Source organism: Paenibacillus sp. IHBB 3054 (assembly GCF_051594305.1).
Taxonomy (GTDB): Bacteria; Bacillota; Bacilli; order Paenibacillales; family Paenibacillaceae; genus Paenibacillus_AQ.
This window is the reverse complement of sequence record NZ_JBOFBG010000027.1, coordinates 72334-98694: the sequence shown is the minus strand read 5'-3', so window position 1 is coordinate 98694 and position 26361 is coordinate 72334. Positions and strand designations below refer to the sequence as shown.

22 protein-coding genes and 1 pseudogene are annotated in these 26361 nt (G+C 48.2%); 20 read left to right on the top strand and 3 right to left on the bottom strand.

Features of this window, described 5'->3' with window-relative positions:
• Positions 1-220 precede the first annotated feature (220 nt).
• Positions 221-361, bottom strand: a pseudogene (locus ACQ76X_RS24365) (VOC family protein); the annotation flags it as partial.
• Positions 362-854: 493 nt separating this feature from the next.
• Here ACQ76X_RS24365 and ACQ76X_RS24360 point away from each other — a divergent pair.
• The 16 genes from ACQ76X_RS24360 (at position 855) to ACQ76X_RS24285 (ending at position 14919) form a co-directional block, all read left to right on the top strand.
• Positions 855-1160 carry a PadR family transcriptional regulator gene (locus tag ACQ76X_RS24360; RefSeq protein ID WP_438496312.1) on the top strand — a complete coding sequence of 102 codons (306 nt, stop codon included), beginning with the start codon at positions 855-857 and terminating at the stop codon, positions 1158-1160.
• 2 nt (positions 1161-1162) lie between these two features.
• Positions 1163-1537 carry a DUF1048 domain-containing protein gene (locus ACQ76X_RS24355; RefSeq protein WP_438496310.1) on the top strand — a complete coding sequence of 125 codons (375 nt, stop codon included), beginning with the start codon at positions 1163-1165 and terminating at the stop codon, positions 1535-1537.
• Positions 1538-1539: 2 nt separating this feature from the next.
• Complete coding sequence (locus ACQ76X_RS24350) at positions 1540-1893, top strand: DUF1048 domain-containing protein (RefSeq protein WP_342435524.1); 354 nt, start codon at positions 1540-1542, stop codon at positions 1891-1893.
• Positions 1890-2651, top strand: coding sequence for an ABC transporter ATP-binding protein (locus tag ACQ76X_RS24345; protein ID WP_438496309.1), 762 nt, complete (start codon positions 1890-1892; stop codon positions 2649-2651). The genes ACQ76X_RS24350 and ACQ76X_RS24345 overlap by 4 nt, the downstream gene beginning before the upstream one ends.
• Positions 2652-3422: an ABC transporter permease gene (locus ACQ76X_RS24340; protein WP_438496308.1), complete on the top strand. Its 771-nt coding sequence runs from the start codon at positions 2652-2654 to the stop codon at positions 3420-3422.
• Positions 3423-3480: 58 nt separating this feature from the next.
• Positions 3481-3669: a cysteine-rich KTR domain-containing protein gene (locus ACQ76X_RS24335; RefSeq protein WP_438496307.1), complete on the top strand. Its 189-nt coding sequence runs from the start codon at positions 3481-3483 to the stop codon at positions 3667-3669.
• Between the two features lie 454 nt (positions 3670-4123).
• Positions 4124-5131 (top strand): LacI family DNA-binding transcriptional regulator, encoded by a 1008-nt coding sequence (locus ACQ76X_RS24330; RefSeq protein ID WP_438496306.1) that lies wholly within the window; start codon positions 4124-4126, stop codon positions 5129-5131.
• A 205-nt stretch (positions 5132-5336) separates the two neighbouring features.
• On the top strand, positions 5337-5807 hold the full coding sequence (locus tag ACQ76X_RS24325) for a hypothetical protein (RefSeq protein ID WP_438496305.1): 471 nt from the start codon (positions 5337-5339) through the stop codon (positions 5805-5807).
• Positions 5804-6817 (top strand): CehA/McbA family metallohydrolase, encoded by a 1014-nt coding sequence (locus ACQ76X_RS24320; RefSeq protein ID WP_438496304.1) that lies wholly within the window; start codon positions 5804-5806, stop codon positions 6815-6817. Before ACQ76X_RS24325 ends, ACQ76X_RS24320 begins: the two co-directional genes overlap by 4 nt.
• A 19-nt stretch (positions 6818-6836) precedes the next feature.
• Positions 6837-7538, top strand: a complete 702-nt coding sequence (locus ACQ76X_RS24315) for a glycerophosphodiester phosphodiesterase (RefSeq protein ID WP_438496303.1) — start codon at positions 6837-6839, stop codon at positions 7536-7538.
• Entirely contained in the window at positions 7535-8923 is a 1389-nt protein-coding gene (locus tag ACQ76X_RS24310) for an MATE family efflux transporter (RefSeq protein ID WP_438496302.1), read from the top strand. Before ACQ76X_RS24315 ends, ACQ76X_RS24310 begins: the two co-directional genes overlap by 4 nt.
• Positions 8924-8982: 59 nt before the next feature.
• Positions 8983-9912 carry a carbohydrate ABC transporter permease gene (locus tag ACQ76X_RS24305; RefSeq protein WP_438496301.1) on the top strand — a complete coding sequence of 310 codons (930 nt, stop codon included), beginning with the start codon at positions 8983-8985 and terminating at the stop codon, positions 9910-9912.
• A 16-nt stretch (positions 9913-9928) separates the two neighbouring features.
• The gene (locus ACQ76X_RS24300; RefSeq protein ID WP_438496300.1) at positions 9929-10774 is read left to right on the top strand and encodes a carbohydrate ABC transporter permease; all 846 of its coding nucleotides are present in this window, start codon (positions 9929-9931) and stop codon (positions 10772-10774) included.
• A gap of 94 nt (positions 10775-10868) precedes the next feature.
• Entirely contained in the window at positions 10869-12275 is a 1407-nt protein-coding gene (locus tag ACQ76X_RS24295) for an extracellular solute-binding protein (RefSeq protein WP_438496299.1), read from the top strand.
• Between the two features lie 376 nt (positions 12276-12651).
• The gene (locus ACQ76X_RS24290) at positions 12652-14241 is read left to right on the top strand and encodes an alkaline phosphatase family protein (protein WP_438496298.1); all 1590 of its coding nucleotides are present in this window, start codon (positions 12652-12654) and stop codon (positions 14239-14241) included.
• A 243-nt stretch (positions 14242-14484) separates the two neighbouring features.
• Complete coding sequence (locus ACQ76X_RS24285; protein WP_438496297.1) at positions 14485-14919, top strand: hypothetical protein; 435 nt, start codon at positions 14485-14487, stop codon at positions 14917-14919.
• A gap of 284 nt (positions 14920-15203) precedes the next feature.
• Here ACQ76X_RS24285 and ACQ76X_RS24280 read toward each other — a convergent pair whose 3' ends face one another.
• Both ACQ76X_RS24280 and ACQ76X_RS24275 read right to left on the bottom strand, forming a co-directional pair.
• A complete protein-coding gene (locus tag ACQ76X_RS24280) occupies positions 15204-15491 on the bottom strand; it encodes a sigma factor (RefSeq protein ID WP_438496296.1) in 288 nt (95 codons plus the stop codon).
• 356 nt (positions 15492-15847) lie between these two features.
• Complete coding sequence (locus tag ACQ76X_RS24275; protein WP_438496295.1) at positions 15848-16531, bottom strand: 4'-phosphopantetheinyl transferase family protein; 684 nt, start codon at positions 16529-16531, stop codon at positions 15848-15850.
• A gap of 397 nt (positions 16532-16928) precedes the next feature.
• Here ACQ76X_RS24275 and ACQ76X_RS24270 point away from each other — a divergent pair, with 397 nt between their 5' ends.
• The 4 genes from ACQ76X_RS24270 to ACQ76X_RS24255 are packed head-to-tail and all read left to right on the top strand — an operon-like array spanning position 16929 to position 26358.
• Entirely contained in the window at positions 16929-19601 is a 2673-nt protein-coding gene (locus tag ACQ76X_RS24270) for a beta-ketoacyl synthase N-terminal-like domain-containing protein (RefSeq protein ID WP_438496294.1), read from the top strand.
• A 1-nt stretch (position 19602) separates the two neighbouring features.
• Positions 19603-24075: an amino acid adenylation domain-containing protein gene (locus ACQ76X_RS24265; protein ID WP_438496293.1), complete on the top strand. Its 4473-nt coding sequence runs from the start codon at positions 19603-19605 to the stop codon at positions 24073-24075.
• A 13-nt stretch (positions 24076-24088) separates the two neighbouring features.
• The gene (locus ACQ76X_RS24260; RefSeq protein ID WP_438496292.1) at positions 24089-25654 is read left to right on the top strand and encodes a serine hydrolase domain-containing protein; all 1566 of its coding nucleotides are present in this window, start codon (positions 24089-24091) and stop codon (positions 25652-25654) included.
• Positions 25651-26358: a thioesterase II family protein gene (locus tag ACQ76X_RS24255; protein WP_342435533.1), complete on the top strand. Its 708-nt coding sequence runs from the start codon at positions 25651-25653 to the stop codon at positions 26356-26358. Before ACQ76X_RS24260 ends, ACQ76X_RS24255 begins: the two co-directional genes overlap by 4 nt.
• The last annotated feature ends 3 nt before the right edge of the window (positions 26359-26361 follow it).

The following is a 26361-nucleotide window of genomic DNA, read 5'->3' as shown; positions in this document are numbered from 1 at the left end:
ACAATGTACAATTTTTTTATCGATTTTTCAATAAGCATAAGCAATTGTTTGAATGAGAGTAGGACAAGGGAGAGGCATTTAGAGAAAGCGGGTTCACCGGACACATCCCATTTTAAATTCAGTGAAGGCAAATGATAATATAAACTTCATAAGTGGATAATGCGGAGAAGAATATTTAGTATTGGACTGACTCCCATCATTAAGGTCTACGGCAGCCTTGGAACAGAGAATAAAGTCTTAGACTGCCGATCACAGTACCATTCCAATTGTCTATTTCAATCTTCAACACTTCACTGTACCATTTTTTTATAACTTCAAGATTCTTAGTTCTCCAAAATATTCCTCCGAAACCTTTTATCATTGTCTCTAACTCCTGTCTGTCATCAATTTTTAGCTATCCGATTTCATTAGATATTCGATATTTAAATTAGAGTTCCTTTTTCAACTATACTGCCTGTTTAGCTTGATGAAGAGTCGACAGACAAATAATTTATTATCTCAATCTACAACTTTATTTTACAAGTCTAACACTTTATTTATCAGTTTATACTTTATTTTCTTCGGACCGCCATTCTGTTGTTTTATCTCCTAAAAATAAGACTATTTCATGGAACAGTTTGCCGCAGCAGCTCAATGGATGTCACAGGATAAGAACATAATCCTTTAAGAACCCGCGCCCTGCGCGGTTTTTCTGTTTCAGGCTATAGATTCAACTATAAATATAAAGCGGCATTATCAGAACAACCGCTATTGACAAACCACTACTTTGTGTTACTGTATAGTGGTAGTAAGTAATACTGAATATCAGTCATACAGAATAGCAAGGGGTGATTGTGCTGGAAAATCTGACGGAAATGCTCAAAGGCGTGCTTGAGGGCTGTGTCCTTGAAATAATAAGCCGCAAAGAAACCTATGGCTACGAAATCACGCGGCGGCTGAACGCCCTCGGCTTCTCAGATGTTGTGGAGGGAACGGTGTACACTATCCTGATCCGGCTTGAAAAAAGCAAGCTGGTAGAGATCACCAAAAAGCCCTCCGACATGGGTCCTCCGCGAAAGTTTTTTGCGCTCAACGACGCGGGGCGTGAGGAGCTGCGGAGGTTCTGGGAGAAGTGGAAATTTGTTGCATCGAAAATGAACCAATTAAAGGAGGAGGAGTAACAATGCTTGATTCAATCATAAAATTGTTAATAGGCGACATGGAAGATAAACGGGCCTATAAACAAATGATGAAGAGGGTTGACGCCTTGCCGAAAGATTATCGGTTTGCATTTCGCAAAATTCAACATTATATGTTTAGCGTTGGCCCCCTTGGCGGCGGTGACATGACGATATTTACGGACTTGACGATGTTTAAGGACTTAGTGGATTTATTTGAAGTAAGTGCGGCAGAGGGCAGGCAGGTTCTTGATGTCATAGGCAGTGACGTCGGCAAGTTTTGTGATGAGTTTATGCGCGCGTCGGTTACCAATACCGAAACAGTGCGAGAAAAACTAAACAAAGAGATTATGGAAAAATTTAATAAGGAGGAGCAATAACTATGCTGGAGCTTATCAAAAAAATGATCGGGGATAAAAAAGAGTATAAGCAGCAAATGGCAAGGGTAGAAGCGCTACCTGAAGACTATCGGTTCGTATTTGAAAAAATCCATGGATACATGTGGAGTTTCGCAGTAGGAGACGGCTCTGATATGTTGAAAATTCAGCACGAATTGATCGAGTTGTTTGAAGCGAGCGCGGCGGACGGCAAACACGTTCTCGACGTGACGGGCGAAGATGTTGTCGGGTTTTGCGACGAGCTTCTGCGCGGCACGAAAATGTGGACCGATAACTTTCGCAAAAAATTAAACCGCGACATGATGAACAAACTCGGAAGGGGGGACGATTCTAAATGAAAGACATCGCAATTCAAGTAAAGGATTTAAAAAAATCCTACAAGACCACGGAAGTCCTAAAGGGAGTGAATTTCGAGGCGCGGCGCGGCGAAATTTTTGCCCTGCTCGGCTCCAACGGCGCGGGCAAGACGACGATTGTTAAAACCCTCACCACGCTGCTTAAACAGGACGGAGGCACCGCCTTCGTAAACGGCTTTGACGTCGCGTCAAAGCCCGACCATGTACGTCAGTCGATTAGCTTGACAGGACAGTTTGCTGCCGTGGACGAGATATTGACCGGGCGGGAAAACCTGATCATGATTGCCAGGCTCCGACACCTGAAAAATTCGATTCAGATCGCGGATGATTTACTGAACCGCTTCGGCCTGACCGAAGCCGCCAACCGCAAGGTGTCTACTTATTCGGGCGGTATGCGCCGCAGGCTCGACATTGCCATGAGCCTTGTGGGAAAACCGCAGCTTATCTTTCTCGACGAGCCGACCACCGGGCTTGATCCCGAAGGGCGCAACGAGGTTTGGAAGACAGTCAAAGAGCTTGCGAATAATGGCACGACGGTATTTCTGACCACGCAGTATTTGGAAGAAGCCGAGCAGCTTGCAGATCAAATTGCCATTCTGCATGAGGGCAGGATTATCGCGAGCGGCACACTCGCGGAGCTGAAAAAGCTGTTTCCGCCCGAAAAGGTGGAGTATGTTGAAAAACAACCCACATTGGAGGAAATATTCCTCGCAATCATCGGCAAAAAGGAGGAAAAGTAAATGGAAACGATTAAGAAACACTTTTTCAGCGATATGGGCGTTATGCTTGGACGTTCCATGCGCCATATTTTCCGCAGCATGGATACCATCATCACGGTCACCATCACTCCGATCGCGATGCTGCTGTTGTTCGTTTATGTGTTCGGCGGCGCGATTCAAACCGGCACGGATAACTATGTGAATTACCTGTTGCCCGGCATCCTGCTGATTGCGATTGCAAGCGGCATCTCCTATACGGCTTACCGTCTGTTCATGGATATGCAAAGCGGCATCTTCGAACGGTTCCACTCCATGCCGATTGCACGTTCGGCCGCGCTGTGGGGGCATGTGCTGACCTCATTGGTGTCCAATGCGATTTCGGTTGCCGTCATCATTCTTGTAGCGCTCATTATGGGCTTCCGCTCGCCGGCAGGAGTATTGTCATGGCTTGCTGTGGCCGGTATACTCGCATTGTTTACGCTGGCCTTGACATGGATCGCGGCGATTGCCGGACTGTCCGCAAAATCGGTGGACGGCGCAGGCGCCTTTTCCTACCCGCTTATCTTCCTTCCGTTTATTAGTTCAGCGTTTGTGCCTACCGAGTCGATGCCGTCGGCTGTCCGCGCTTTTGCCGAAAACCAGCCAGTAACTTCAATAGTGGAAGCCATCCGCGCGCTCTTGTCGGGGCAACCTGTCGGAAATGATATTTGGGTTGCACTCGTTTGGTGCATAGGGATATTGATCGTCTCATATCTATTTGCGATGCGTGCATACAAACGGAAAGCAGCTTAATGTTTGCAGGCATTAAAATGAGAGTGGTTAACAAAACTTCAAGTAAAGGGATGGTAGAGTGTGTAAAGACGAATGGATATTATGCCCGGTCTGTGCCAACAAAACACGGGTCAAGGTACGTAATGATACGGTACTTGAAAACTTTCCGCTATTTTGCCCCAAGTGTAAACAGGAAACGATAATCAATGTAAAGGAACTGAATATGTCAGTTATCAAAGAGCCAGGCGCCAAGACGCAGAGCCGATAACCGTGAGTGAAATCACAGTTGTTGGCTCTTTATTTATGATAACTCCCCAATCTATATGATTGACGTCAAAGAAGAATGCGACAGTTCCCTAATAAAGAATATAGTTTTTATGAACCCGCGCTTAGCGTGGGTTTTCAATTCTTAGGTAGCAATGTAGTTCGTTGTCGGAACGCTAGGCGTAACTGTTGACTCCCGGAGCACTTAGGGGTTATTTATGGTGCGTGAGTTTTTTTGTTGAGAGCTTTGTTGTACTGCTAATGAATGGAGATTCGAAATAACGTCTATAAGTATCAAGTAGTTAACATTTGTATCATAAAATAACACAGGCCTTACACTTCGAAACGCAACAGTCTGTATAATGAATGATATAAATTCTCTAGGTGCCGCCAAAAATTTTACAACAGCGGCAGTTGTATGATTCATCCGCATTGACCTTGCTAAGGAGTGATTACACATGAGCGCAAGAATTAAAGATGTAGCTAAACGAGCGGGTGTCTCTGTCACCAGTGTGTCCCGAGTTCTGAATAGTGAGAAATATATTAGCCAACATATTCTTGAGAAGGTGAACCAGGCGATCAAGGAATTGAACTACACCCCAAGCCAGATTGCCCGCAGTTTAAAAAAGCAGAAAACCGATACAATTGGTGTCATCGTTCCCGATCTCACGAATTATTTCTGCTCAACTATATTAAGCAGTATTGAGGAAAGTGCCAGTGAATATGGCTATAATCTGATCGTCTGCAATATTGCAGAAAATCTGGATAAGGAATTGAAATATCTGTATGCTGTTCAGGAGATGCGGGTAGACGGAATCATCATCATGCACCAAAAGGTGAACAAACGTATCCTTTCTTTTATAGAAAGTGCTTCTATGCCTATCCTGTTCTCTTGTGTCCGCTCCCCGCTGCCGGGCAGGTTCTCAGTGCTGATTAATGACTATCAGGCGGCACTGGATGCCACCGAATATCTGATCGGCCTCGGTCATCGCCAGATTGCCTTCCTAGGCGGGGATCTGGAGGATGTAACGGCAGGCCGTAGCCGCTATCAAGGTTATTTGGACGCCTTAAACAAATCCGGTATTCCGCTCAATCCTAATTTCATCAGGTTTGGCAACTATAAGCAGGAGAGCGGACGAATAATGATGCAGGAGATTCTAGAGCAAGGAGAGCGGCCTACTGTTGTTTTTGCTGCCAGTGATGATATGGCAGTAGGTGCCATGAACTGTGCGCTTGATTATGGACTCAGTGTTCCTGAGGATATATCTGTCATGGGATTTGACGACAGTCTGATTGCCGAGGCCGTCAGGCCAATGCTTACTTCTATGCAGCAGCCTGTCCGGGAGCTCGGACGGACTTCGCTTGAATATCTGCACAACTTAATTCAAGAAGGGGAGCAGCCGGACTGTAGAGACATTTATCTGCCGCACCGGATCATGGAGCGGGCAAGCTGTCGAAGAATATAATATGAAACACCGTACATGCAGGTCCGTTCAGGTTGACGGACCTGCTTTTTTTGTATATCAATTACAAACAAAACTATCGATCAACTTTAATATAAATCGGCTGAAAAGCAGGAGTTCTTTTAACAAGAAATGATTATGCTAGTGAAGGAAAGTTTTCCGGTATCGATACCATATGAGTGATTACGGTGAGAAAGAGGTACAGGCCATGCATAAAGGTATCATCGCGGTTGAGGGAAAACTCACTCCGCTTAGTTCTAAAACACATATCACTTACCAATTCCACCTGGAGCACCCCTTGTCTTCACTGGAGATCGATTTCAGGTATGCGCCCAAACAGTTTTTAGACAGGGAAGCATCACAGCCGCTTATATTAGAAGCTATCGAGACATACTCCGATCCGGCTTGGGTGGAATTGCATAAGAAACAATGGGACAATTTCTACCCCTTGCAGAATTTGTTGACATTATCTCTGGATAGCCCCTCAGGCTTCCGCGGCTCAGCACACCGGCATGCTCCAGAGCAGCAGCACATGATCTGCCCGGATGGGAGCAAGACTTCTCCCGGGTTCATCGCCGGGGACATTCCCTCCGGAGTATGGAAGATAACGATCAGCGTGCATTGTGTTGTTACACCCGATTGCCGCTATGAATTATTCGTGAGGGGGACCGGCAGATGAGATGGCTTCCATTTGAGCTTCATACCCATACGCCCCATAGTGATGGGACACATTCTCTACTGGAGATGTGCCGGGCTGCCGCAGAGCTAGGGCTTGGAGGAATCGCGCTTACAGACCATAACACCGTATCGGGACTAGCAGATGCCGAAGCTGTCAGCAGGCAGACAGGCATTACCATCATTCCCGGCATGGAATGGACGACGTTCTACGGCCATATGCTGACCCTTGGCGCCCCTTACTGCGAATGGAGGGATCTCGGTCCCTACGATATTCATAAGGGCATCGCTCGTGTTCATGAGCAGGGAGGTATCGTGGGCATTGCCCATCCCTACAGCTTCGGCAGTCCGATCTGTACAGGCTGCCACTGGGATTACACCGTAAGCGACTGGAATCAGATTGATTATATGGAGGTATGGCATGAGACGATGCCTTCGATGAAGAATCATAATGTGCCTGCTCTCAGACGATGGACCGAGTTGCTGAACGGAGGGTACCGGATATCCGCTACAGCCGGCCGGGATTGGCATAGATCCGATCCGGCTGACAATCTGGCGGCTTACACGTATATCGGCCTTCCCGATGCACCATTGCCGGATTCATCAACTGCCATCATTGCCGCAATCAGGCAGGGACAGATCTGCCTGAGCATGGGTCCGCTTCTTGAGATTAGTCTCTCTCTTGGAGCTGACCAATATGGGCTTGGGGACGAGGTTCCCTTAGCCATCAGGGAGGACCATCCTGTTGCAGGTCTAATTGTGCAGATCACACGTTCAACCCAGCCTGAGCGTCCTTGGGGAGCGGAGGAGGGCAGCCTGATCATCGTAGATTCTAATTTGGGGGAGCTGGCAAAAGTACCGGCCTTCGGGTATGACGGATTGCCTATTATGCTGACAACCGCAGGATTAGGATGGCTGCGTGTACGGCTGTTTGGCATCATCGACGGAATCCTGACAACCATTGCCTGCACCAATGCGATTTATTTCGCAAACAGGCAGCGGGATGAAGAATAATTGCAAAGGAGGGATAGCGATGCAATATCCAAAGCTGATCGCCCATACAGGCTGCGAGGGAACGAGCTACAATTCGCTTGAATCCTGTGAAGCCGGAGTGAAGGCGGGGGCTCCTATTCTAGAAGTGGATGTCAGAGTAACCAAGGATAATGTGGCTGTTCTCCAGCATGTTGATGAGCCTTCCGTCAGCCAGTTGAATTATGAGCAGCTGCTGGAGACAGGGCAGAAGCCGGAGACGCTGAACCGGGTATTAACACAGTTCAGTCAGCTACCCGTGGCCTTCAATCTGGATCTCAAAACAGAAGAGGCGGGGTTGGCGGCCATCGCTGATGTAACAGCCACATCTACCTGGAGCCAGGTATGGTTCACCGGGGCCACAGGGCTGATAGCAAATTCCGGATATTCCAGACATGTAATGTGGAATTTACCGAAGGAACTCAGTGAGTTGGACGAAGTAAGCTATCGGCAGCAAGCGGCAGAGCTGTGCCAGCTAGCGGCTGAAGCGAAGTTCGGCGGTGTGAATCTCCAATATGAATGCTGCCGGCCTTATCTGGTTCAGCAGGCCCATCTTCACGGGTTGCAGGTTTGGATCTATACATTACCCTATGATCAGAACTTGTTCTTTAAATATATGGATATGGGCGTAGATGCAGTTACTGTCTATGAGGTGAAGAAGTTTGCAGCGCTGAGAGCTGTTATGCCTGAGGACGGCGGGGCATGAAGCGCAGCCCTCCCGCCCTCACCCTGCTGGGATTGGCCGGACCGCTGTTTCTGAGCCAACTGGTGCAGACGGTTATCTTCACAATCGATACCTTGATGCTTAGCAATTATTCTGATCTTGCCGTTGCCGCCGTAGGTACGGTCTCTCAATTGCTCTCCACAGTCAATCTGCTGTTCGGATTCGCCACCGTAGGGGCCGGAATCATTATGAGTCAATTGAACGGCTCGGGGAAGCGGGCCGAGGCAGCCGGTGTCGCCCGGACCGCAATAATAGTGAATCTGCTGCTCGGCGGTATAGCTAGCATAGGGCTGTTCTTGTTCCCTGAACCGGTCCTGCGCGCCATCTCCTTGCCTGAAGAATTGATGCAGTACGGGACAGTGTTTCTATCGGTGACAGGACTTGCCTCCTTTGCCACGTCCTTCATTATGACTGCGGAAATGACCTTGCGCATGAACGGTATGGTCAAGCGGATGCTTCTGCTGTCCTTCGCGATGGTCGCTCTCAATACGTTTGGCAATTATATGGTACTGTATGAACCGTTCGGCCTGCCTTCCTATGGGGTTGAAGGTGTGGCATGGGTGACCTTCGGGAGCAAGCTGGTTGGCGTGGCGTTAGCTGCGTTCCTGTTGATCCATGCGATGGGTCAAACTCTATTCCGCGTTAAGGGCATCTCACTCCGACTTGCTGATTTACGGGGAATCTTCAAGCTGGGCATTCCTTCAGCAGGTGAGAATCTCTCCTATTCTGCTTCTCAGGTAGTCATTATGATGATGGTAACACTCCTCGGGACTACAGCCATCACCACTAAGATATACACACAAACACTTACCGGATATATCTTTCTGTTATCTGTCTCTATCGGTCAGGCGACTTCGATTATGATCGGTCATCTGATTGGAGCTGGAAAATCGGAGAAGGCGAGCACCACCGGGCTTCGGCATCTGAAAATCGGACTCTTCCTGAGCTGCTCCGTCAGCCTGTTGCTGTATTTGGTATCCAAGCCACTGATGGGTCTGTTTACGGAGGACAGCAATGTCATTAACATGTCTGCCAACCTGATCCTGCTGTCCGTCCTGCTGGAAGCTGCCCGTGCCTGCAATGTCATTATGATTGCTTCGCTGAATGCCAGCGGTGAAGTGAAATATCCTGTCATGATGGGACTTATTCTGATGTGGGGAGTAAGCGTCCCTGCGGCTTATCTGTTCGGAATCGTATGGGGTTATGGAATATACGGCATTTGGCTGGCTTTTATTATAGATGAATGGATTAGAGCCTACTTCATGCTCCGGCGCTGGAAATCAGAGAAGTGGCGGCAAATTCGCTTGTCTGCTGTCGATACCAAATACAGAAGCACAGAATTGCAGCCCGATGCCGGAGCTGTCTAACGTTAACTTTACACAATATTATTAATCTCTGAAATGTATAGCAGGGAGGGATGGTTACCTTGTCCGACCATATGTCAAAGGCTACACCGCTCGGCGTCTTAGACCAACGTATGCTGCGTAAACGCAACAAAATGATCCGGAGGCAGCCTCCGCTTGCCTGGTATCTATTTCTTCTGCCCACGTTGCTTGGCATTGCGGTGTTCATGATCTACCCGCTCGCTGAGTCGCTGCGGCTCAGCTTCACCAAGGGGGCTGATGAGCGGTTCGTTGGACTGGAGAATTACGTGAGTGTGCTGGAGTCAGGCACCTTCTGGTATTCGGTGTACAACACGCTCTACATTACCGTCTTCCAGCTTCTGATTGCCATTCCGCTAGGTTTCATCATTGCTTGTCTAATCAACAATTTACGTCGTGGCTCAAACTTCTTCAAGGTGCTGTTCTATCTGCCCAATGTCACTTCTATTGTTGCAGCTGCCACTGTCTTTCTGGCGCTTCTACATCCTGATGGGCCACTCAACTATGTGCTGCAATTGCTCGGCTTCGAGAAGGTAATCTGGCTGTCACAACCCCTCTCTGCCAAGTGGGGGGCGATCATTCTTTCTGTTTGGCATTGGCTGGGCTTCGTCATCATTATTAATCTGGCCAATTTGCAGGCGATATCAAGCGACTACTATGAAGCGTCTTCTATAGATGGGGCTTCACGCTTCAAACAATGGCTGTACATCACCCTGCCGAATATGCTTGGAAGTCTGACTGTCCTGTTTATCATTGGCTGGATCGGCGGCCTGCAGCGGTTCTCCGATGCTTATATGCTCGGTGGCTTGCAGGGAAGTCCTGCGCGGTCCTTGCATACTGTTGTCGGGTTTATATTCGAGAGAGGGTTCGGCGGGCATGAATATGGTCTGGCCTCTGCGGCGTCATATATTTTATTTCTCTTTATTCTTGCTTTCACATATATCAATACCAAGGTCACGAAGATGAAAATATAGGGAGGAGACTTATAACATGTTGAACGCAACAGGAAAAGGGAAACTGTCGAACGGGTTGCTGTTCCTGCTCCTGCTTGGAATGGGTGTACTGATGTTGTATCCCTTTCTCTGGATGATAAGCGTCAGCTTGGAAAGAAGCAGCAACATAGCCGTTCCATTTCCACCACGGATCATTCCTGAACAGTTCTCCATATTCAACTATAAGCTGGTATTCGAGAATGGGGTTCTGTTCAAGACCTATGCCAATTCAGCAATCATTTCATTGTTTAGTGTCATTCTCAGTGTGTCTTCTGCCCTGCTGGCCGGCTATGCCTTCTCCAGAGGGGAATTCAGAGGCAAGAAATTCCTATTCTTCGCAGTCCTGGCTACCCTGATGATTCCATTCGAGGCCAGACTGATTCCGATGTTCAGTATGTTCAATGATCTCGGTATGATTAATACCAAATACCCCCTGATATTTCCAGCGATTATTAATGCGCTTGGTATTGTGCTGGTGAAGCAGTATTTTGACCGTCTCCCTGAAGGGTTACGTGAATCAGCCAAGATTGATGGGGCCAATGAGTTCACAATCTTTATCCGTATTTTTGCTCCCCTGACCGGGCCGATTACAGCGACGCTGGCGATTCTGGCCTTTCAGGACAGCTGGAATTCCTTCCTGTGGCCGCTCGTTGTCATCAACGATCAGGATATGAAGACCGTACCGTTATTTCTGTCCAGCTTCTCTTCAGAGAATGGCAACCGGTTGGTGGGGGTTACGATGGCTACAGCGGCAATGAGTATTCTGCCGATCCTGCTTGTGTTTCTATTTTTACAAAAATACATCATTCGCAGTATTGCCCTTAGCGGCTTGAAGGGAGAGTGATAGCTGGAGAATGCGTGGTCACTTCAAGAGGCGGGACTGGTAAGCAGGTAAGTGGCAATTTATAAAAAATATAATGGAGTTAGGGGAGTTAACAATGTTTAGTAAATCGACCCTGAAGTTGACAGGAACGCTGCTGCTGGCGTCCACTATGATTCTAAGTGCATGTGGGACAAACGGTAATTCGAACGGGGCAGTGAAGGTCAACAATGAGCCAGCAGCAACTGAAGGCACCAGTAGTGCAGTGGCGGCGAAAGATGCGCTGACAGGAACACTGAAAGTGCAGCTTGTGGGCGATTTCTCGCTGGAGGACAAGACCGATGCAATCTCAGGCAAAACCTCCAAGGGTGTAAAGGTGCTGAAAGAGGAGTTCGAGAAGAAGTATCCTAACGCATCTGTCGAGTTTGTACTTATGGGCTGGGATAACTATAACGAGAAGACTCAAACTATGCTTCAATCAGGAGCAGCTGATGTATATCAAGTGCCTGGGATTGCCGCTTTTGCCGAACAAGGGCTGCTGGAGCCGTTGCAGTCCTACATTGATAAAGACAGCTATGATCTGGGGAGTTATCTGAATGGACAGGTGGATGGCTGGAAGGCCATGGGCCCGGATGATCAGGAGCTACAGATTTATGGCCTGCCTTTTATCGGCGATGCGCGGGTAATTGTATACGACCGGCAGTTGTTCGATGAATGGGGTGTGGAATATTTGTCCGAGTCTCCGACTATCGAGGAAGTCATGGAGAAAGCCTCCAAGATGACAGGCAAGAACCCCAAAACGGGCGAACAGAACTATGGTCTGACCTTCAAGGGCGCCGATGCTGCCGATACTGTAATGAATATTAATGAATCGCTGGGTGGACAATGGGGCACAGGGTTCTTGTGGAAGGATATGGAGCTGAACTTCGAAAGCGAGACCATGGTGAAATCAATCGATTGGTTGAAAGAAGCGATTAAGTATGCACCGGAGGGCGTAATGGCCGGACAAGGCTCTGAATACTTCCTGACGGAAAATAACAACATTGCGATCAACCTGCGTGAAAGTCCGGGATTTATCAATAGTTTGGCCACCTTTGGACTGGAAGACCGCTACCAGGCGGCCTTGCTGTTCAAGAATCAGGCAACAGATATGGGTGGCATGTTCGCCGGAAGCCCGTTCGCAATTGGAGCATCCAGCAGCAATAAAGACCTGGCTTGGGAATGGTTGAAATTCAGCGGCAGCGAGTTATTCCAGCAATATATGTGGGATGAACAGCGTTCGCAGAGTATGCCAGTCATCAAGGCAGCAGAGAATTGGCCTTCTGTGCAGGAGATAGGACAAATGGACATTATTCTGAAGCAAATGGGCCAGCTGTGGACACCACGTTATCCATATCGCTCCGGTCAACCACGCTATATTCTGTCAGAGAATGTAGAACGTGTTCTGTTAGGTGAACTAGGTGCGGCCGAAGGAATGAAGAAGGCTCAGGAGGAAGGCACTAAATGGTTGGCCGATCAGCAGTAAATGCTATGATGTAGACTATAGAGAAGTCTGGCCCTGGCCAAATATAATTGCGTTATGTAAGTATACGGGATCGCGCCGACATAAGGTGATACCTAATTCGATTGGGAGTCCTATTGAAAGTCGCTAAAAAAGCGGCTTTTTTTTATCGGTATAAGTTCTTGTCCCGAGTCGAGGACAAGAACTTGTACCGATTGCCGATTTAATGGATACCAATATTTAAATTTATCGAGACGAAGAAGGAGTGAGTATTGAAATCTTTGTTATTTAGAATATTCTTATTTGTTTTACAGTATACTATCATTCTTATTCTGAATAGTTGGATTGTGGAACAACATACCAATAATGCACATTATGGATAGGTTGGTGATCTTCATTCATGCGACAAAAAAAGAGTCTATTTCTGCTGATGATCTTTATATTAATTGTAACTTCAGGATGCAAAAGTCAGGAGTTGAGACATAAAGAACAAGATTTAGTCCGAGTAAAATCCGTAAACGGTGAAAACACAAAAAAAGTCGTTTTACTGGTGATCGATTCATTAATGGCACAAGCAATTGATAAAGGCATAGAGCAAAATGAACTACCCACTATACAATTTCTGATCAAACACGGCCAATATTTTAAAAACCTTGTCAGTTCTTTTCCCACCATGTCAGTGACGATTGACAGTTCTCTGATTACTGGAACATATCCGGATGTACATCATGTGCCTGGTTTGACATGGTATTCGGCGAAGGAAAAAAAACTTATCAATTATGGAACCGGACCGATGGAGATCATCAAACTTGGTGCTGACAGTGTATTGGTTGATGCGTTAGTCAACTTGAACGACCGTCACTTAAACCGGAACATGCCCACCATTTACGAAGACTTGGCCCGAAGCGGGATGAAATCCGGCAGTATTAACGGTTTGATATATCGGGGCACCGTTGATCATACTTTATCCATTCCTCTCTGGATTCAAGGTCCTACTTCATTACCTAAAACAATTCCTGTAAAGGGCCCCGATTTTTTAACGCTGGGTTCATTGTCAGATCCGCTTGAAGGCATTCAAAAACTGCCTGACGGTTTAACCCGTCGCATCGGTCTTAACAATCAACATTCCATTGAAACCGCCCAATATCTAATAAAGGCAAATAAATTACCGGATTTTTTGTATGTTTATCTACCTGATTTGGATCAAAAAATTCATAAAAAGGGTCCTTCAGAGTTAAAAGGAGTCAAGGAAGTAGATAGACAGCTCGAATCATTATTGCAAAGCTTTGGTTCGCCGGAGGAAGCTTTGGACAAGGCGGTTTTTATTATTGTTGGAGATAGTGGAATGACCAAAATCTTGCCTGTCCAAGATAACCCGGTTATCGATTTGGCTTCCTTTTTCAACGACTATAAAGTGTTGCGTCAGGAAGAAACAGTAACGGATGATACTGAAATCATTCTCGCTGTCAATGAAACTATGGCCTATGTCTATACTCTTAAAGCGGACAAGCTAAAAGACATTGCCTATTTATTAAAAGATGATCCTCGCATCGATGTAATTTCATGGAAAGAAAAGGAGTGGATCTACGCAATTCAAGGTGCAACCTCCAAAAAGCTCAGATTTAAAGCCAATGGCAAACTGATCGATGATTATCAACAAAAATGGGCGGTCGAGCAAGATGTAGAGGTGTTGGATTTGAAAATAAATGCTCAACATCATTCATTACAATATGGTGAGTATCCCGATGTGCTCAGGAGGTTATCTGGAGCTTTACATTCTCACCCTGGAGAATTTTTGATTGTCACCGCAAAGCCAGGTTATGAATTGGCAGACATAAGCTCACCGACGCACAAAGGAGGTGGAGGTCATGGCTCTTTTGGACAAATGGAATCGCTGGTTCCCCTTATCATTAGTGGAACAGATCAAAAGCCGCAATACTTGCGGATCATAGATTTAAAATCCTTCCTGCTTAAGCTACTAACAAAGTAGCGATTCATGCTTTCCATTTTCGTACTTTTAGATGCTGAAACTGAAGATGTTATGTCAAGGGGAGCTCGGTTTAAAGTGATTCAATAGTACACTAGCTGATCTTTAGATTGTTGATGATAAGCCTTTGTTATATGATGAAAGAAGGGAGGATTCGGTTAACTATATAAGTTCTTGTCTTTTAATCATATATGTTCTGTCCTCCATAAATAATCCCTAGATTGTGACACAAAAAGGGGGGATAGTTTGAGAAAATTTCTGTTTTTGATGATTCCGCTCTGGCTGGCAACTACTTTTTTTGCAATTTGGCCAATTCATGCGGATTGGGCATACAATTTTGTTGTAAACGACGGTAAATCCTATATCATTTCTGACAATCGAGTGGAAAAGGAACAAATCGGTTCAATAATAGGCAAAGTTACATCATTTTCAGACAAGGAAGGCACATACTCAGGTAATTTTTCGAATCACTATCCGAAGGGCACTGAATATTACAATATCAAAGACGTGGACAAAAATGAGGCAATTGCGATAAAGATAAATGATGGGTCATTCATTAAAGCTAATTATGAGGGTGAATATGCCGGTTCCACATTTGATTGGGGAAAAGCTTTATGGTATACCGCCGGCTTATTCTTGCTAGTCCTTGTCATTGTCATTGTGAAAAATAATCGGAAATGAATCTAATACTAAAATGCAGGATCGTTAAGATAACGGGAAACGTTAGTTAAATAAAACAGCGGCAGCCTAGGACTGGTTTTCTCGTCCTTTACTGTCGCTGTTTCGACTCTGGTGTCAGTCTAATTATTCATTAGTGGCATCGTTAGGATTCATTTCAAAAATGGCTCAGCCATCCGGAGCATTTCTTCTTTACAAAAATACTGTCCGCTCATCTCGTCCATTTGATATGGATAATCTCCTGTCTGCCAGGAATTTCGGCTGACTATGTCAGACTATTGCCGCCTTTATACTTGGTGTAAAGCATTTCTACTCCCTGAACTACCAGCTTTTCTGCGGTAGGTAATCTTGTACAGCCAGGCTGCGAATGGCACATCAGGATTGTAGGTGGACAAGGAACGGTAAGCTTTGAGAAAGACCTCCTGGGCGCTGTCCTCTGCTTCTGGATAAGACCCGAGCATATGATAACAGTAAAGAACTATCGGCTTCTGATAGAGAAACAGGATACTCTCAAACTTATCAATATTGCCGCCCAGCACCTCGTTAATAGTATTGTGCAGTACTTCATCCTCCAAGGCTTCTCCCCCCTTTCAATGTGTACAACGAATGATGGAGTAGGAATGTGACATTTTTTCAGAAAGTAATGCTGAATGTGTAGACGAAAAAAAGCCCATCTCTCAAGTGAGAAAGAAGGGGCTTGCTCCGTGTTTACCACGGTCTCTTCGTGAAATCTGGAAGGTAACCTCGGCCCAGCTGGAGATTAAACGCTGGAGCAGGGTACAGTTGAAACTGCAACCTGATAGGTTGTGCTTTGGCAGAGATGCGTAGACTCGTCGCCTTAACAACCGGGATACCCGGCCATGTCTGCGTATAACCAATTGTGAATTGAGGTACCGAATGACCGGACAGGTGATGGAAATATGAAATCCATTCACCACACATAGAGCTCACTGAGCTTAATAAAAGCGGCAGCTTCCGGCAGTGTGCAGCAGCTTGAACAAGCGGCGGCTTTGTAGTCTGGGGCGATAGTATAGGTCTGTAAGTACATTGATTCCGCTTGTGTGATCAGACTAAAGCTGCCATCTTCACACTGCTGTACCGTAAATGAATCAAGCGGCCGGGACAGCCCGGTGCCAATCGCCTTGATATAGCTTTCCTTTAATGTCCACAAGTCATAAAAAAAATTCTGCTGCTCCCCGGCAGACTTGCCCTGTAACGCCTCTCGCTCCTCCACAGAAAAAAACCGCTCTGCTATTTGAATATCTATGGGCCGTATCTGCTCAATATCTACTCCGAGAGAACCCTCATTCATTCCCCAGATCATCAGCACCCAATCTCCTGAATGAGACACATTATACTCAAAATCAGGCAGCCCAGACACCCCCGGTTTGCCGAATGGATTCTCCTCGAATTGAATATTGCCATTCCGTTTACCGAGCTGGCTGCAGAGGATGTACCGCACCAGTATCTCGCCAAATAAAGAACGATACGCATCTTCCTTATGGAAAAACCGGGCGAGACGTGCGCGCCGGGCTTCCGATACCTGTGCTGTAAAATAAGCATAGCTCTCCAGACTTAGCTGCTCCGGGAGCTTAAAAGCAAGAATTTTGGACATAAACAACACCTGTCTTAGGAGATTTTATTTTGTTTTCGTTATTGTGAATATTGTGAAATATGAAGTCCGTTCTCTAAACAGGACAGCTATACGATTCTAGCATATTTATTTGAACTCACTCCATACCTAAATTGGTACTAATAGCTCTTTCCGAAATTTGCACATTATTGAACTACTGGCATTTTACGACATAATAGGACGTCGAATGCTGCAAATATATACACCATTCAATTAACTTACTTAAAATTATATTAATTATCTTTATTGTTATATAGTCCTAAAGAATGGTATTTATTTAAATATTTTCATAGTATAGTTGGTATTATCAAGACATCGTCAAAATCAGTTTTAATACTACAATAATATTGAATGAAAGCAATATTACGGGAGTGATATCATGTCATTGGAGAATGAATGTGAAGATAATAAGGCGGATATTGCCATTATTGGCCTCTCCATCCGTCTGCCTGGCATTGATACCGTTTCACAGTTCTGGGAAGCAATCCTGGGTGGAGAAGAGGTGGTTGCTAACACATCCCCGCAGGATAAAGCAGAAGTTGCTTCTGCGGAGGGAAGGCCAAACTTTATTCGCACAAACACCAACATTCGGAACATTGAGAATTTTGATGCTGCTTTCTTTAATTTCAACATAAGAGAGGCGTCCTTGATGGACCCGCAGCATCGTCTGCTTCTGGAGATGGCTTGGGAAGCGCTGGAGACAGCGGGATATGATCCGGGAACCTATGACGGTCTTATCGGGATGTATGCGGGCGTGTACGCGAACTATTATCAAATGTTCAACCTTATGCCGCTTCTCAATGGCAACAGAGCAGCCTCCGAACTCCAAATGCAGATCGCAAGTGAGAAAGACCATGCGGCGACGATGGCCGCTTACAAGCTAGGCCTTACCGGGCCAGTGCTGAATGTCCAGTCTGCTTGTTCCAGCTCGCTGGTTGCTGTACATCTGGCTTGCGAGAGTCTGCTCACTTACTCCAGTGACATGATGGTATGTGGAGGTGCAACACTCGGCATTCCCCAAGCTAACGGCTATTACTATCAAGACAACGGGTTGTTGTCAGCTGATGGGCATCTCCGGGCGTTCGATAAGCAGGCTACTGGAACCTTGTACAGCGACGGGGCAGGTTGCGTCGTACTGAAACGATACAGTGATGCCCTTGAGGATGGCGACACCATTCATGCTGTAATTAAAGGTTCTGCCGTCAATAATGACGGAGCCCTCAAAGCCGGATATACAGCTCCCGCAGTCAAAGGTCAGATTCAGGTTATTGAACGCGCACAGATGAACGCAGACGTAAGCGCCGAGGACATCTGTTACATAGAAGCTCATGGTACCGGCACTCCTCTAGGAGATGCGATTGAGCTTGAGGCACTGCATGAGGTATTTGCCAGACATACTGAAAAAAACGCTTTTTGTGCTTTGGGTTCGGTTAAATCTAACGTCGGTCATACGGGGCCATCCGCAGGTATTGTTGGGTTAATCAAGACAGTCATGGCCCTGCGAGAGAGGATACTGCCACCCGCTATTCACTCAGATACACCACATGACAGGTTAATGACGGGCCAGAGCCCGTTTTATCTGAATCCTGTTCCGCTGGAGTGGAGCAGCCCCAATCAGCGGCGTCTGGCTGGGGTCAGCTCCTTTGGACTTGGAGGCACCAATGCACATGTTATCCTGCAAGAAGCGCCGGTGTTGCCGAAGGAACCTTCCTTACGGCGCAGCAAATTGTTCGTCCTCTCCGCCAAAAGTGCAGAGGCGCTCAAGAGGCAAAAGCAATCCTTGCAGCAATTTCTAAGCTCTGCTTCAGAAGAACTGTTAGCGGATGCAGCCTATACACTGCAAACCGGACGGAAGCTGTTTGAGCACCGGGCAATTTGGCTATACGGCTGCGGAGGTGAGACGGAATGGATGGAACGGGAGACTGGCAAGAAGGATAACCCCGATCTTGCGGGCATGCCCTTGTTCCACTTTCCGGACCTATCCAATTTCGAGGCTCCTGAGCTTGGGGATTGGATCGCTGAGGAAACGGTATTCTACAAGAACTTCGTGCAGGGTAAGAAACTGGCAGAGGAATGGTTTGGCAAGGGAGATTCGGCATTGCGGGAACAAGCCACATACGCATTAACCGTGCAGATCTCCTTATTCAAACTCTGGGAGAGCTGGGGAATCCATCCCTCGGGCTGCCAAGGTACGGGCAGCGGCTTATTTGCCGCCGCTTATGCCTGTGGCCTCCTGACTCATGCGGATGCTATGTATCTTGGCAGCTCCTTTACAGCCGCACTCGCAACTTCGGGTGAGGCGCGGGGTACTTTTGTCCGAAGGTACCGGCAACATGTCTCGAGTCTGAAAACGGGGGCGATGAAGGTTCCACTTGCAGCATCGCCGGGAAGGGACCCGATGACTCCTACGGAGTGGAGCAGCAGCGATTTTTGGACAGCGTATCTGACGGATGCCCTGGAAGACGGAGCCTCATTACAGACCAGCAGCAAGAATGAAAAAGATCGGCTGGTGCTTGATATGAATCTCGGTGAACCTTCGGAACGTCATGGAACAACAGAATGGAAGAGCGTTTACCTTCTTCTCGGCAAAGTCTGGATGGAAGGCTGCCCCGTCAATTGGAAGTCTTATTATCAAGGGGAACGCCGCCGCCGCATTGAATTGCCTGCCTATCCTTTTGAAAGAACACGCTGCTGGGTGGAGCGTGATGATTCTGCACTTGATACTACCGGGCCGCTTCAGCCCATTTCGGAACCCGTCAACTTGCGGTCAGAGCAGTTGGATGGATATATCGCACCAAGAACAGAGGTTGAACGTGACCTGGTTGCAGCTTGGGAGCTTTATCTGGGGGTGGCCCCAATCGGAATCAACGACAATTATTATGAACTGGGAGGCAACTCGCTGCTGGCAGCTTCCTTGCATGCACATATATGTGAACAGTTTTGCGTGACGCTTAAACTTGAAGTTTTTTTGGAGCAGCAGACGATAGCCCGATTAGCCGAATCCATTGAATCCTGGAGATTGAATTCTATATCTGCGAAAGGCGGACACTGACATGGATCTTGTGAATAAGGCATTGCATCGTTTAAGCCATCCCCAAAAGAGAATTTGGTATACCGAATGCCTTCATCCCCAGACAGCCGTACATCATATTGGTGGCTGTGTCCGTATTCACGGAACGCTCGACTTCCCCCGTTTGGAAACTTCGATCCAGAATGTGATTCAGTCTCATGATGGCCTGCGCCTGCGTTTGCGGGCACAAGACGGTGAACCGCAACAATATGTAGCGGATACTACTTCGCTACAGCCGTTGCCCCGCTACGACTTCAGCTCATATGCCAATCCCCAAACGGCTTATGAGAGGTGGGTGAAGGCAGAGGCGGCAAAACGATTTGAACTTTTCGATTCTCCTTTATACCACATCGCTACCTTCAAGGTGGGGGAGCAGGATAATGGTTTTCTCCTGAAAGCCCATCATATCATCTGCGACGGCTGGTCAATGGACCTGCTGACCAGACAAATTCTCGGACATTATGAATCGCTGGGCAGGGAAGACATCTCTGACCGTGCCGTATCCGAACCCTCCTATTTGACTTATCTTGATCTCGAAAGTCAATACCTGAGCTCTCAGCGCTGTCAGAGCAACAAACAATTCTGGGAGAACAAATTTGACGTTCTTCCCGAACCGCTGTTTGACAAAACTGCCACTGCTCCGGCCGGCAGGCGCTATACCCGCCTGCTCGACAAGCAGGCCACAGGGCAGATTACCCGTATTCTGCCAGAGCTTAATGTGTCATTGCCCCTATTTTTATCTGCCGCATTCGGGTTGGTACTAGGCAGGTATTACCAGAGAGAAGATCTAATCCTGTCCATACCCGTGTCCAACCGCTCTGCACACACCAAGGCAACGGTTGGCATGTTCACTGGCAATCTGCCGCTGTCGCTGCATCTTAAGGAAGGCCTGTCCATACGGACATTTTTACAGCGGGTACGCCGTGAATATTCACGTAATCTCGCCAATCACAAGTACCCGTTCGATCTCCTTGCAAAGCATCTTCAGTTGCGAAAAAAAGGGCATGGAAGCTTATACCAGGCCGCTGTGAATTATTATAATACCCACCTATTGACAACCGTGGACAGCATGATGATTAGCAATGAGGAGTTCTACTCCGGCGAGCAGGCTTATCCCGTACAGTTGATGATCAAGGACTGGTCCGAGGATGGCACGTTATTGTTCACTCTGGACTACCAGACTCAGATAATTGGCAAGGAAGAGGCAGAGTCGCTGGTGGAATGTCTCCTGCATGTGTTGAACCAGATGGTGCATACTCCAGACCTCCCATTGAAGGAACTGACGCTGTCTACCGAAAGACAATTGGAACAAACTTTGATTCATTACAACCAGCATTCAATCCATAACTATCCACTTGAAAAGACGGTTATGGATCTATACGCAGATCAGGTTCGGCTCCATCCGAATCGGATTGCCGTGAGCTGTGCAGATGAGAAGCTGACCTTTGCAGAATTGGCGCAGCAGGTCAATTGCCTTGCGGCAGCCCTGACCGCAGAATTTCCGCAAGTGTCAGGCGTTATAGGCGTACGGATGCATCATTCTCCCGAACTGGTCATTGCAATTCTAGCGATTCTTCAGTGCGGTGCGGCTTTTCTCCCGCTGGACCCCGGAGTTCCGGCCGCCAGAGCGGAATATATACTCCGAGACTCGGGAGCAATCTGCCTGTTGACCGATCTGCCAGAGGAACCGGCTTTCGGCTGGCCTATTCCAACGCGCAATTCCCGGCATCTGCTCCGGCATAGGCCGTTGTCTGCGGGGGAACAGCAGAGGTCGAGGCCTGAAAAAACGGCTTACATCCTATATACCTCGGGATCTACAGGAGCGCCCAAAGGGGTTAAAGTTCTTCATTCTAACCTGGCCAACTATATCACTTGGGCAGCAGAAGAATACTTGACCTCGGAACACGAAGTGTTCGCCTTTTATTCCTCAATCGCCTTTGATCTGACGCTGACATCCTTGTTCGTACCGCTGGTCAGCGGCACCCAGTTGAGGATATACCCCTCCAGCGGCGAGGACTATACCTTGAGCCGGATTCTGAGCGAGAACAGAGCTACAGTAATCAAGCTTACCCCTTCCCATCTTGCGCTTATGGGGGAAGAACGGAGGCCGAATGCTGCCTTGCGGACACTGATTGTGGGCGGGGAGAGTCTCAAGACCGGCCTTGCAGCAGCCATTCAGCAAGCATACGGGCCCAATCTGGCTATTTATAACGAATACGGGCCAACGGAAGCAACCGTAGGCTGTATGATTTACCGTTATGATTCCATAAAAGACAAGGGAGCGGCGGTTCCTATAGGAGTACCTGCTGCAAATGCGAAGCTATATATATTGGATAGGGATTTGCGGCCGCTGCCTCCAGGCGCGAGGGGAGAGCTCTACATTTCCGGCCCCGGTGTTGCGGCTGGCTACGTCCATCAACCCGAACTGACAGAGGAACGTTTCTTGCCGGATTCGGTAAACAAGGGCAACCGGATGTATCGTACGGGGGATCTGGTCCGGTGGGGTGAAGGCGGAGTGATGGAATATATCGGCCGCTGCGATACCCAGCTTAAGGTTAGAGGCTACCGAATCGAGACGGAAGAGATTGAACATCACCTGCTGGAGATGGAGGGTATCCGTAATGCAGTTGTCTTGACGGAGGGTGAAGGTCCCGGCATGGAGCTGGTCGCCTGTATTGTCGGAGGCTCGCTTACAGCGTTGGATATCCGCAGCCGTCTGGCAGGCATCCTGCCTGGATACATGGTTCCGGGACGCATCATTTTTAGGACAGAGATTCCGCTTACTGCTAATGGGAAGACCAATCTGAGGCAGCTTGCACAAGATTTAAATGCCGCCGCTGCACAGGTCCATGAGTACGAAGGAGGGACTCAGACTGAACGCCTTATATCCGCACTACAGACCGTTCTGGAGCGTAGGGAAATCAGCCTGGAGGACCGGTTTTTCAATCTGGGCGGGGATTCCATCAAAGCGATTCAGATTTCAAGCCTGCTCAAAAACCAAGGACTTCAACTCAGCGCGGCAGACATTCTGGATCATCCCCTCATAAGCGAAATGCTGCTGCATCTCACGGAAGATAAGGAGGTTCAGCCGCAGGGTCCGCCGGAGGGAATCGTCCCGTTGACACCGATCCTGTCGTGGTTTTTCTCCCGGGAGCTTAAGAATGAAGACTACTATCTGCAATCGATGCTACTGGAGATCAGAGAAGATGTTGCCACGCATACCCTTGAAGACAGTTTAAGGCAGTTGGTCCGGTTGCATGACTCCTTGCGCTTGCATTATGACTCTGTACAGCAGCAGCTATCCTATAACAATAACCTTTCTGTATATGAGTTCCAGCTAAATGTACTTGATTTGACCGAATTTGATCCTAAACAACGGGAGCAAGAGTTTCTGTCATATACCTCCACACTGAAGGCAGGCATACGCCTTACTGAGCAGGATCATTTCCCCTTCCGCGCCTGTCTGATTATGGAGCCGGGACGTGCTAATCGTCTGCTGCTGGCGGCTCACCATGTCTGCATAGACGGTGTCTCATGGCGGATTATTATGGAGGATTTGGGACGATTGCTTCGGGGAGAACGCCAGTGGCTGCCCAAAACATCATCGTTCAAGCGCTGGTCGCTGGCGCTGAGCGAACGCGCTGAACCGCTGGTCCAGCGGGAGCGGGAATATTGGAGCGGAAATTACAACCTCCCAGATGATCATTGGTTTTGTTTAGGGCAACCGCGTAGTGGATGCACGACACTTCGTACGCTGACGTTCGGCCCTACTGAAACGGGGCTATTGCTTGAACAGTGCCAGCAGATTAACGGTCTGCAGCCCCATGAGCTGCTGCAGACTGCGCTTGCCCTGGCACTTCATGATACCTGGGACTGGCAGACGCAGGTCATTTGGCTGGAAGGACATGGCCGGGAGCCCTTGTTCCCTGAAATTGATCTCTCGCGTACCACTGGCTGGTTCACCAGTCTGTATCCGGTCAGAATTACGGTTGAGGCAGGTACAGGTGTAATCGAGAGGAGGGATAACATCCTCCAACAGTTCAGGGCGGTGCCCCGCAAAGGTCTGGGATATGGCATTTTGGCTTATGGATTAGGGCAGATTGCACCGGCTGTTCCCCGGATTTTGTTCAATTATCTTGGGGAATTTCAGGAGGATTACGGGAATGGGCTGTTGCGTGTTCTGAATGAGCCAACAGGACCGGATATGGCCGAAGACAATGCAACACCATTCGTACTGGAGATCAACGCTTATATTCTGAAGCGAAGACTGTATCTGGAGTTGCGTTATCCCTCCAGTATGCCGGACAAGGTCATGGAGCAGTGGATGGAGCGGTATGAAGCCCTCTTTGTGGAACTTCTCACTCAACCGCCGGTTCAGAGGGAGCCAAACTGGACACCCGCCGATTTTGATGCGGTGGATATGACGCAGGAGGAATTGGATTCGTTATTCAAGTAACAGGGGGGATGGCATGAACCGCTTGCTAATCAAAATGCTCTGCGCCTGTATTCTGCTTGGTATAACTGCGCTGCCGCCAGCTTCGGCAAATACTGCTGGCAGCGGGATTTCGGCTGAGTCCGTCGACGAATATGTGCTTAGGCTGATGGATCAGATGGATCTTCCCGGTGTCTCTGTAGCTGTGCTTCGCGGTGACAAGACTTATGTTAAGGGGTATGGCAAAGCTGACGCCAGCCGGAATATACCGGTAACCCCGGACACCTTGTTCGAACTTGGCTCCAACAGTAAAGCCTTCACCGGCGTAGGTCTGCTGCTGCTTGTCGAAAGAGGGCTTGTAGACCTGGAAGCGCCAGTAACCCGCTATCTGCCATGGTTAGCACTGCAAGCGAAGGGGGAGTCTGCCGAACCAACGGTCGGGCATTTCCTCCACCAGACCAGTGGGCTGGGCAGTGATTCCGTTGCGCTGATTGATCCGTCCACCGAAGACACCGCACTCCAGAATACGGTGCGCGGACTAAGCGAAAACCCGCTCTGGTATAAACCGGGGACCCAATTTCTGTACTCCACCGGAAATTATGATGTACTTGGCGCGATTATTGAAGCTGTGAGCGGGATGTCCTATGAATCTTATATGTCCGCTGAAGTTTTGCAGCCTTTGGGTTTAGAGCAAACATCCGCAGGAAGAGCGATCTTGCAAGGTGGCAAGGAAATCTCCCAAGGCTACAAGCCCGGACTTATTGGCAACAGAGAGTATCAAGCCCCCGTCTACCGCGGGAATACACCCGCAGGCTACATTTTGTCAAGCGCTAAGGATATGGCCAGCTGGTTGAATCTGCAGATGAACCCGGCAGTAGCGCCTTCAGAGCTTAGGGGGGCCATTGCCCGTGCGCAGATTCCCGATGAAACGGTCAAGGCAACAGAAACTCCTCCGTACACGATACCTTTTCGCTATGGCGGTGGCTGGCTTGTATTTAACAAAGGAGATCATACCCTCTATTCACACGGGGGCAATAATCCCAATTTCTCTTCTTACGTCTTGTTTGATCCAGTAAAACAACTCGGAGTTGCTGTCCTGGGGAATCGGAATACGACGGCGACTTACGCCATCTGCGAGGGACTGTATGCCTTGCAGCAAGATCTGAAACCTGCCGCTGCACCAATGGATACTATGGACACGGCGAATCTCGCAGGACGGATCATTATCATCATTTGTGCGGCTCTTTGTCTCTGGATGATCTACGTATGGGTCAAGGATCTGCGCTTGATCCGCAATGGCAGACGGATGCGCAGGGGATCTTCTTTCGCTCTATACCTCAAGACATCCGGTTTTGTTATCCTAGCCGCTTTTATCGTGGGCGTAGCCTGGTATATACCCAAAATGCTTTTTTGGGGCTATCCTTGGAGATTTATTGTCGTCTGGGCACCGTTTACGATAGTCCCGGCTATGATTTTGATCGCAATCACAGGAACGATGTTCTCAGCCTTAAGACTGTTAAAAATGTGGTTCCCGCTACACCCAGAGGTGCAAACGGACCGCCGGACACAGCCGCAAGTGATTCAAGAGGAGGCCTCCTTATGACTATCAAGCTTTTTACAATTCCGTATTCCGGCAGCTCAGCGGCCATTTACCTGAAATGGAGGACCCTGCTGCCGGAAAATATCGAAGTGGTACCCCTTGAATTTCCAGGCAGAGGCAAACGGTTCGGGTCCAAGCTATGCGGCAGTATGGAGGAATTGATTGACGATCTTGTACAGCATATTAGCAGCCAGCTTCAGGGGAGTCCATATGCGCTGTACGGACACAGCCTGGGAGGACTGGCGGCTTATGAACTGAGTGTGCGGCTCCTGGAGAGCGGACAGTCGCTTCCGGTACATGTCTTCCTCTCTGGCTGTAATCCCCCGCACCTGCGTTATGGAGAGGAGCAACTGCATAAACTGCCGGACGAGCTATTCCTTCAAGAAATCATCAAGCTGGGCGGTACCGCTCAGGAGCTGGTTAATCACTCGGAGCTAATGAGAGTTTTTCTGCCGATCATCAAAGCGGACTATAGAATCTACGAGTTATATGCCGGGAACGGCCGGTGCGTGAAGCTTCCGGTGGATTGCACGGTCATGCTCGGCACCGATGACCCCTTGATGCCTGCGGAGAACGGGATAGAGTGGGAGCAGTATATCAGCGGGAGCATGGTGATCAAAAATCTGCCCGGCGGCCACTTTTTCATTCATGACCGACAGGATGATGTGATCGCCGCCATTCAGGATGCACTTGCCGTTCATAAGTGAGGA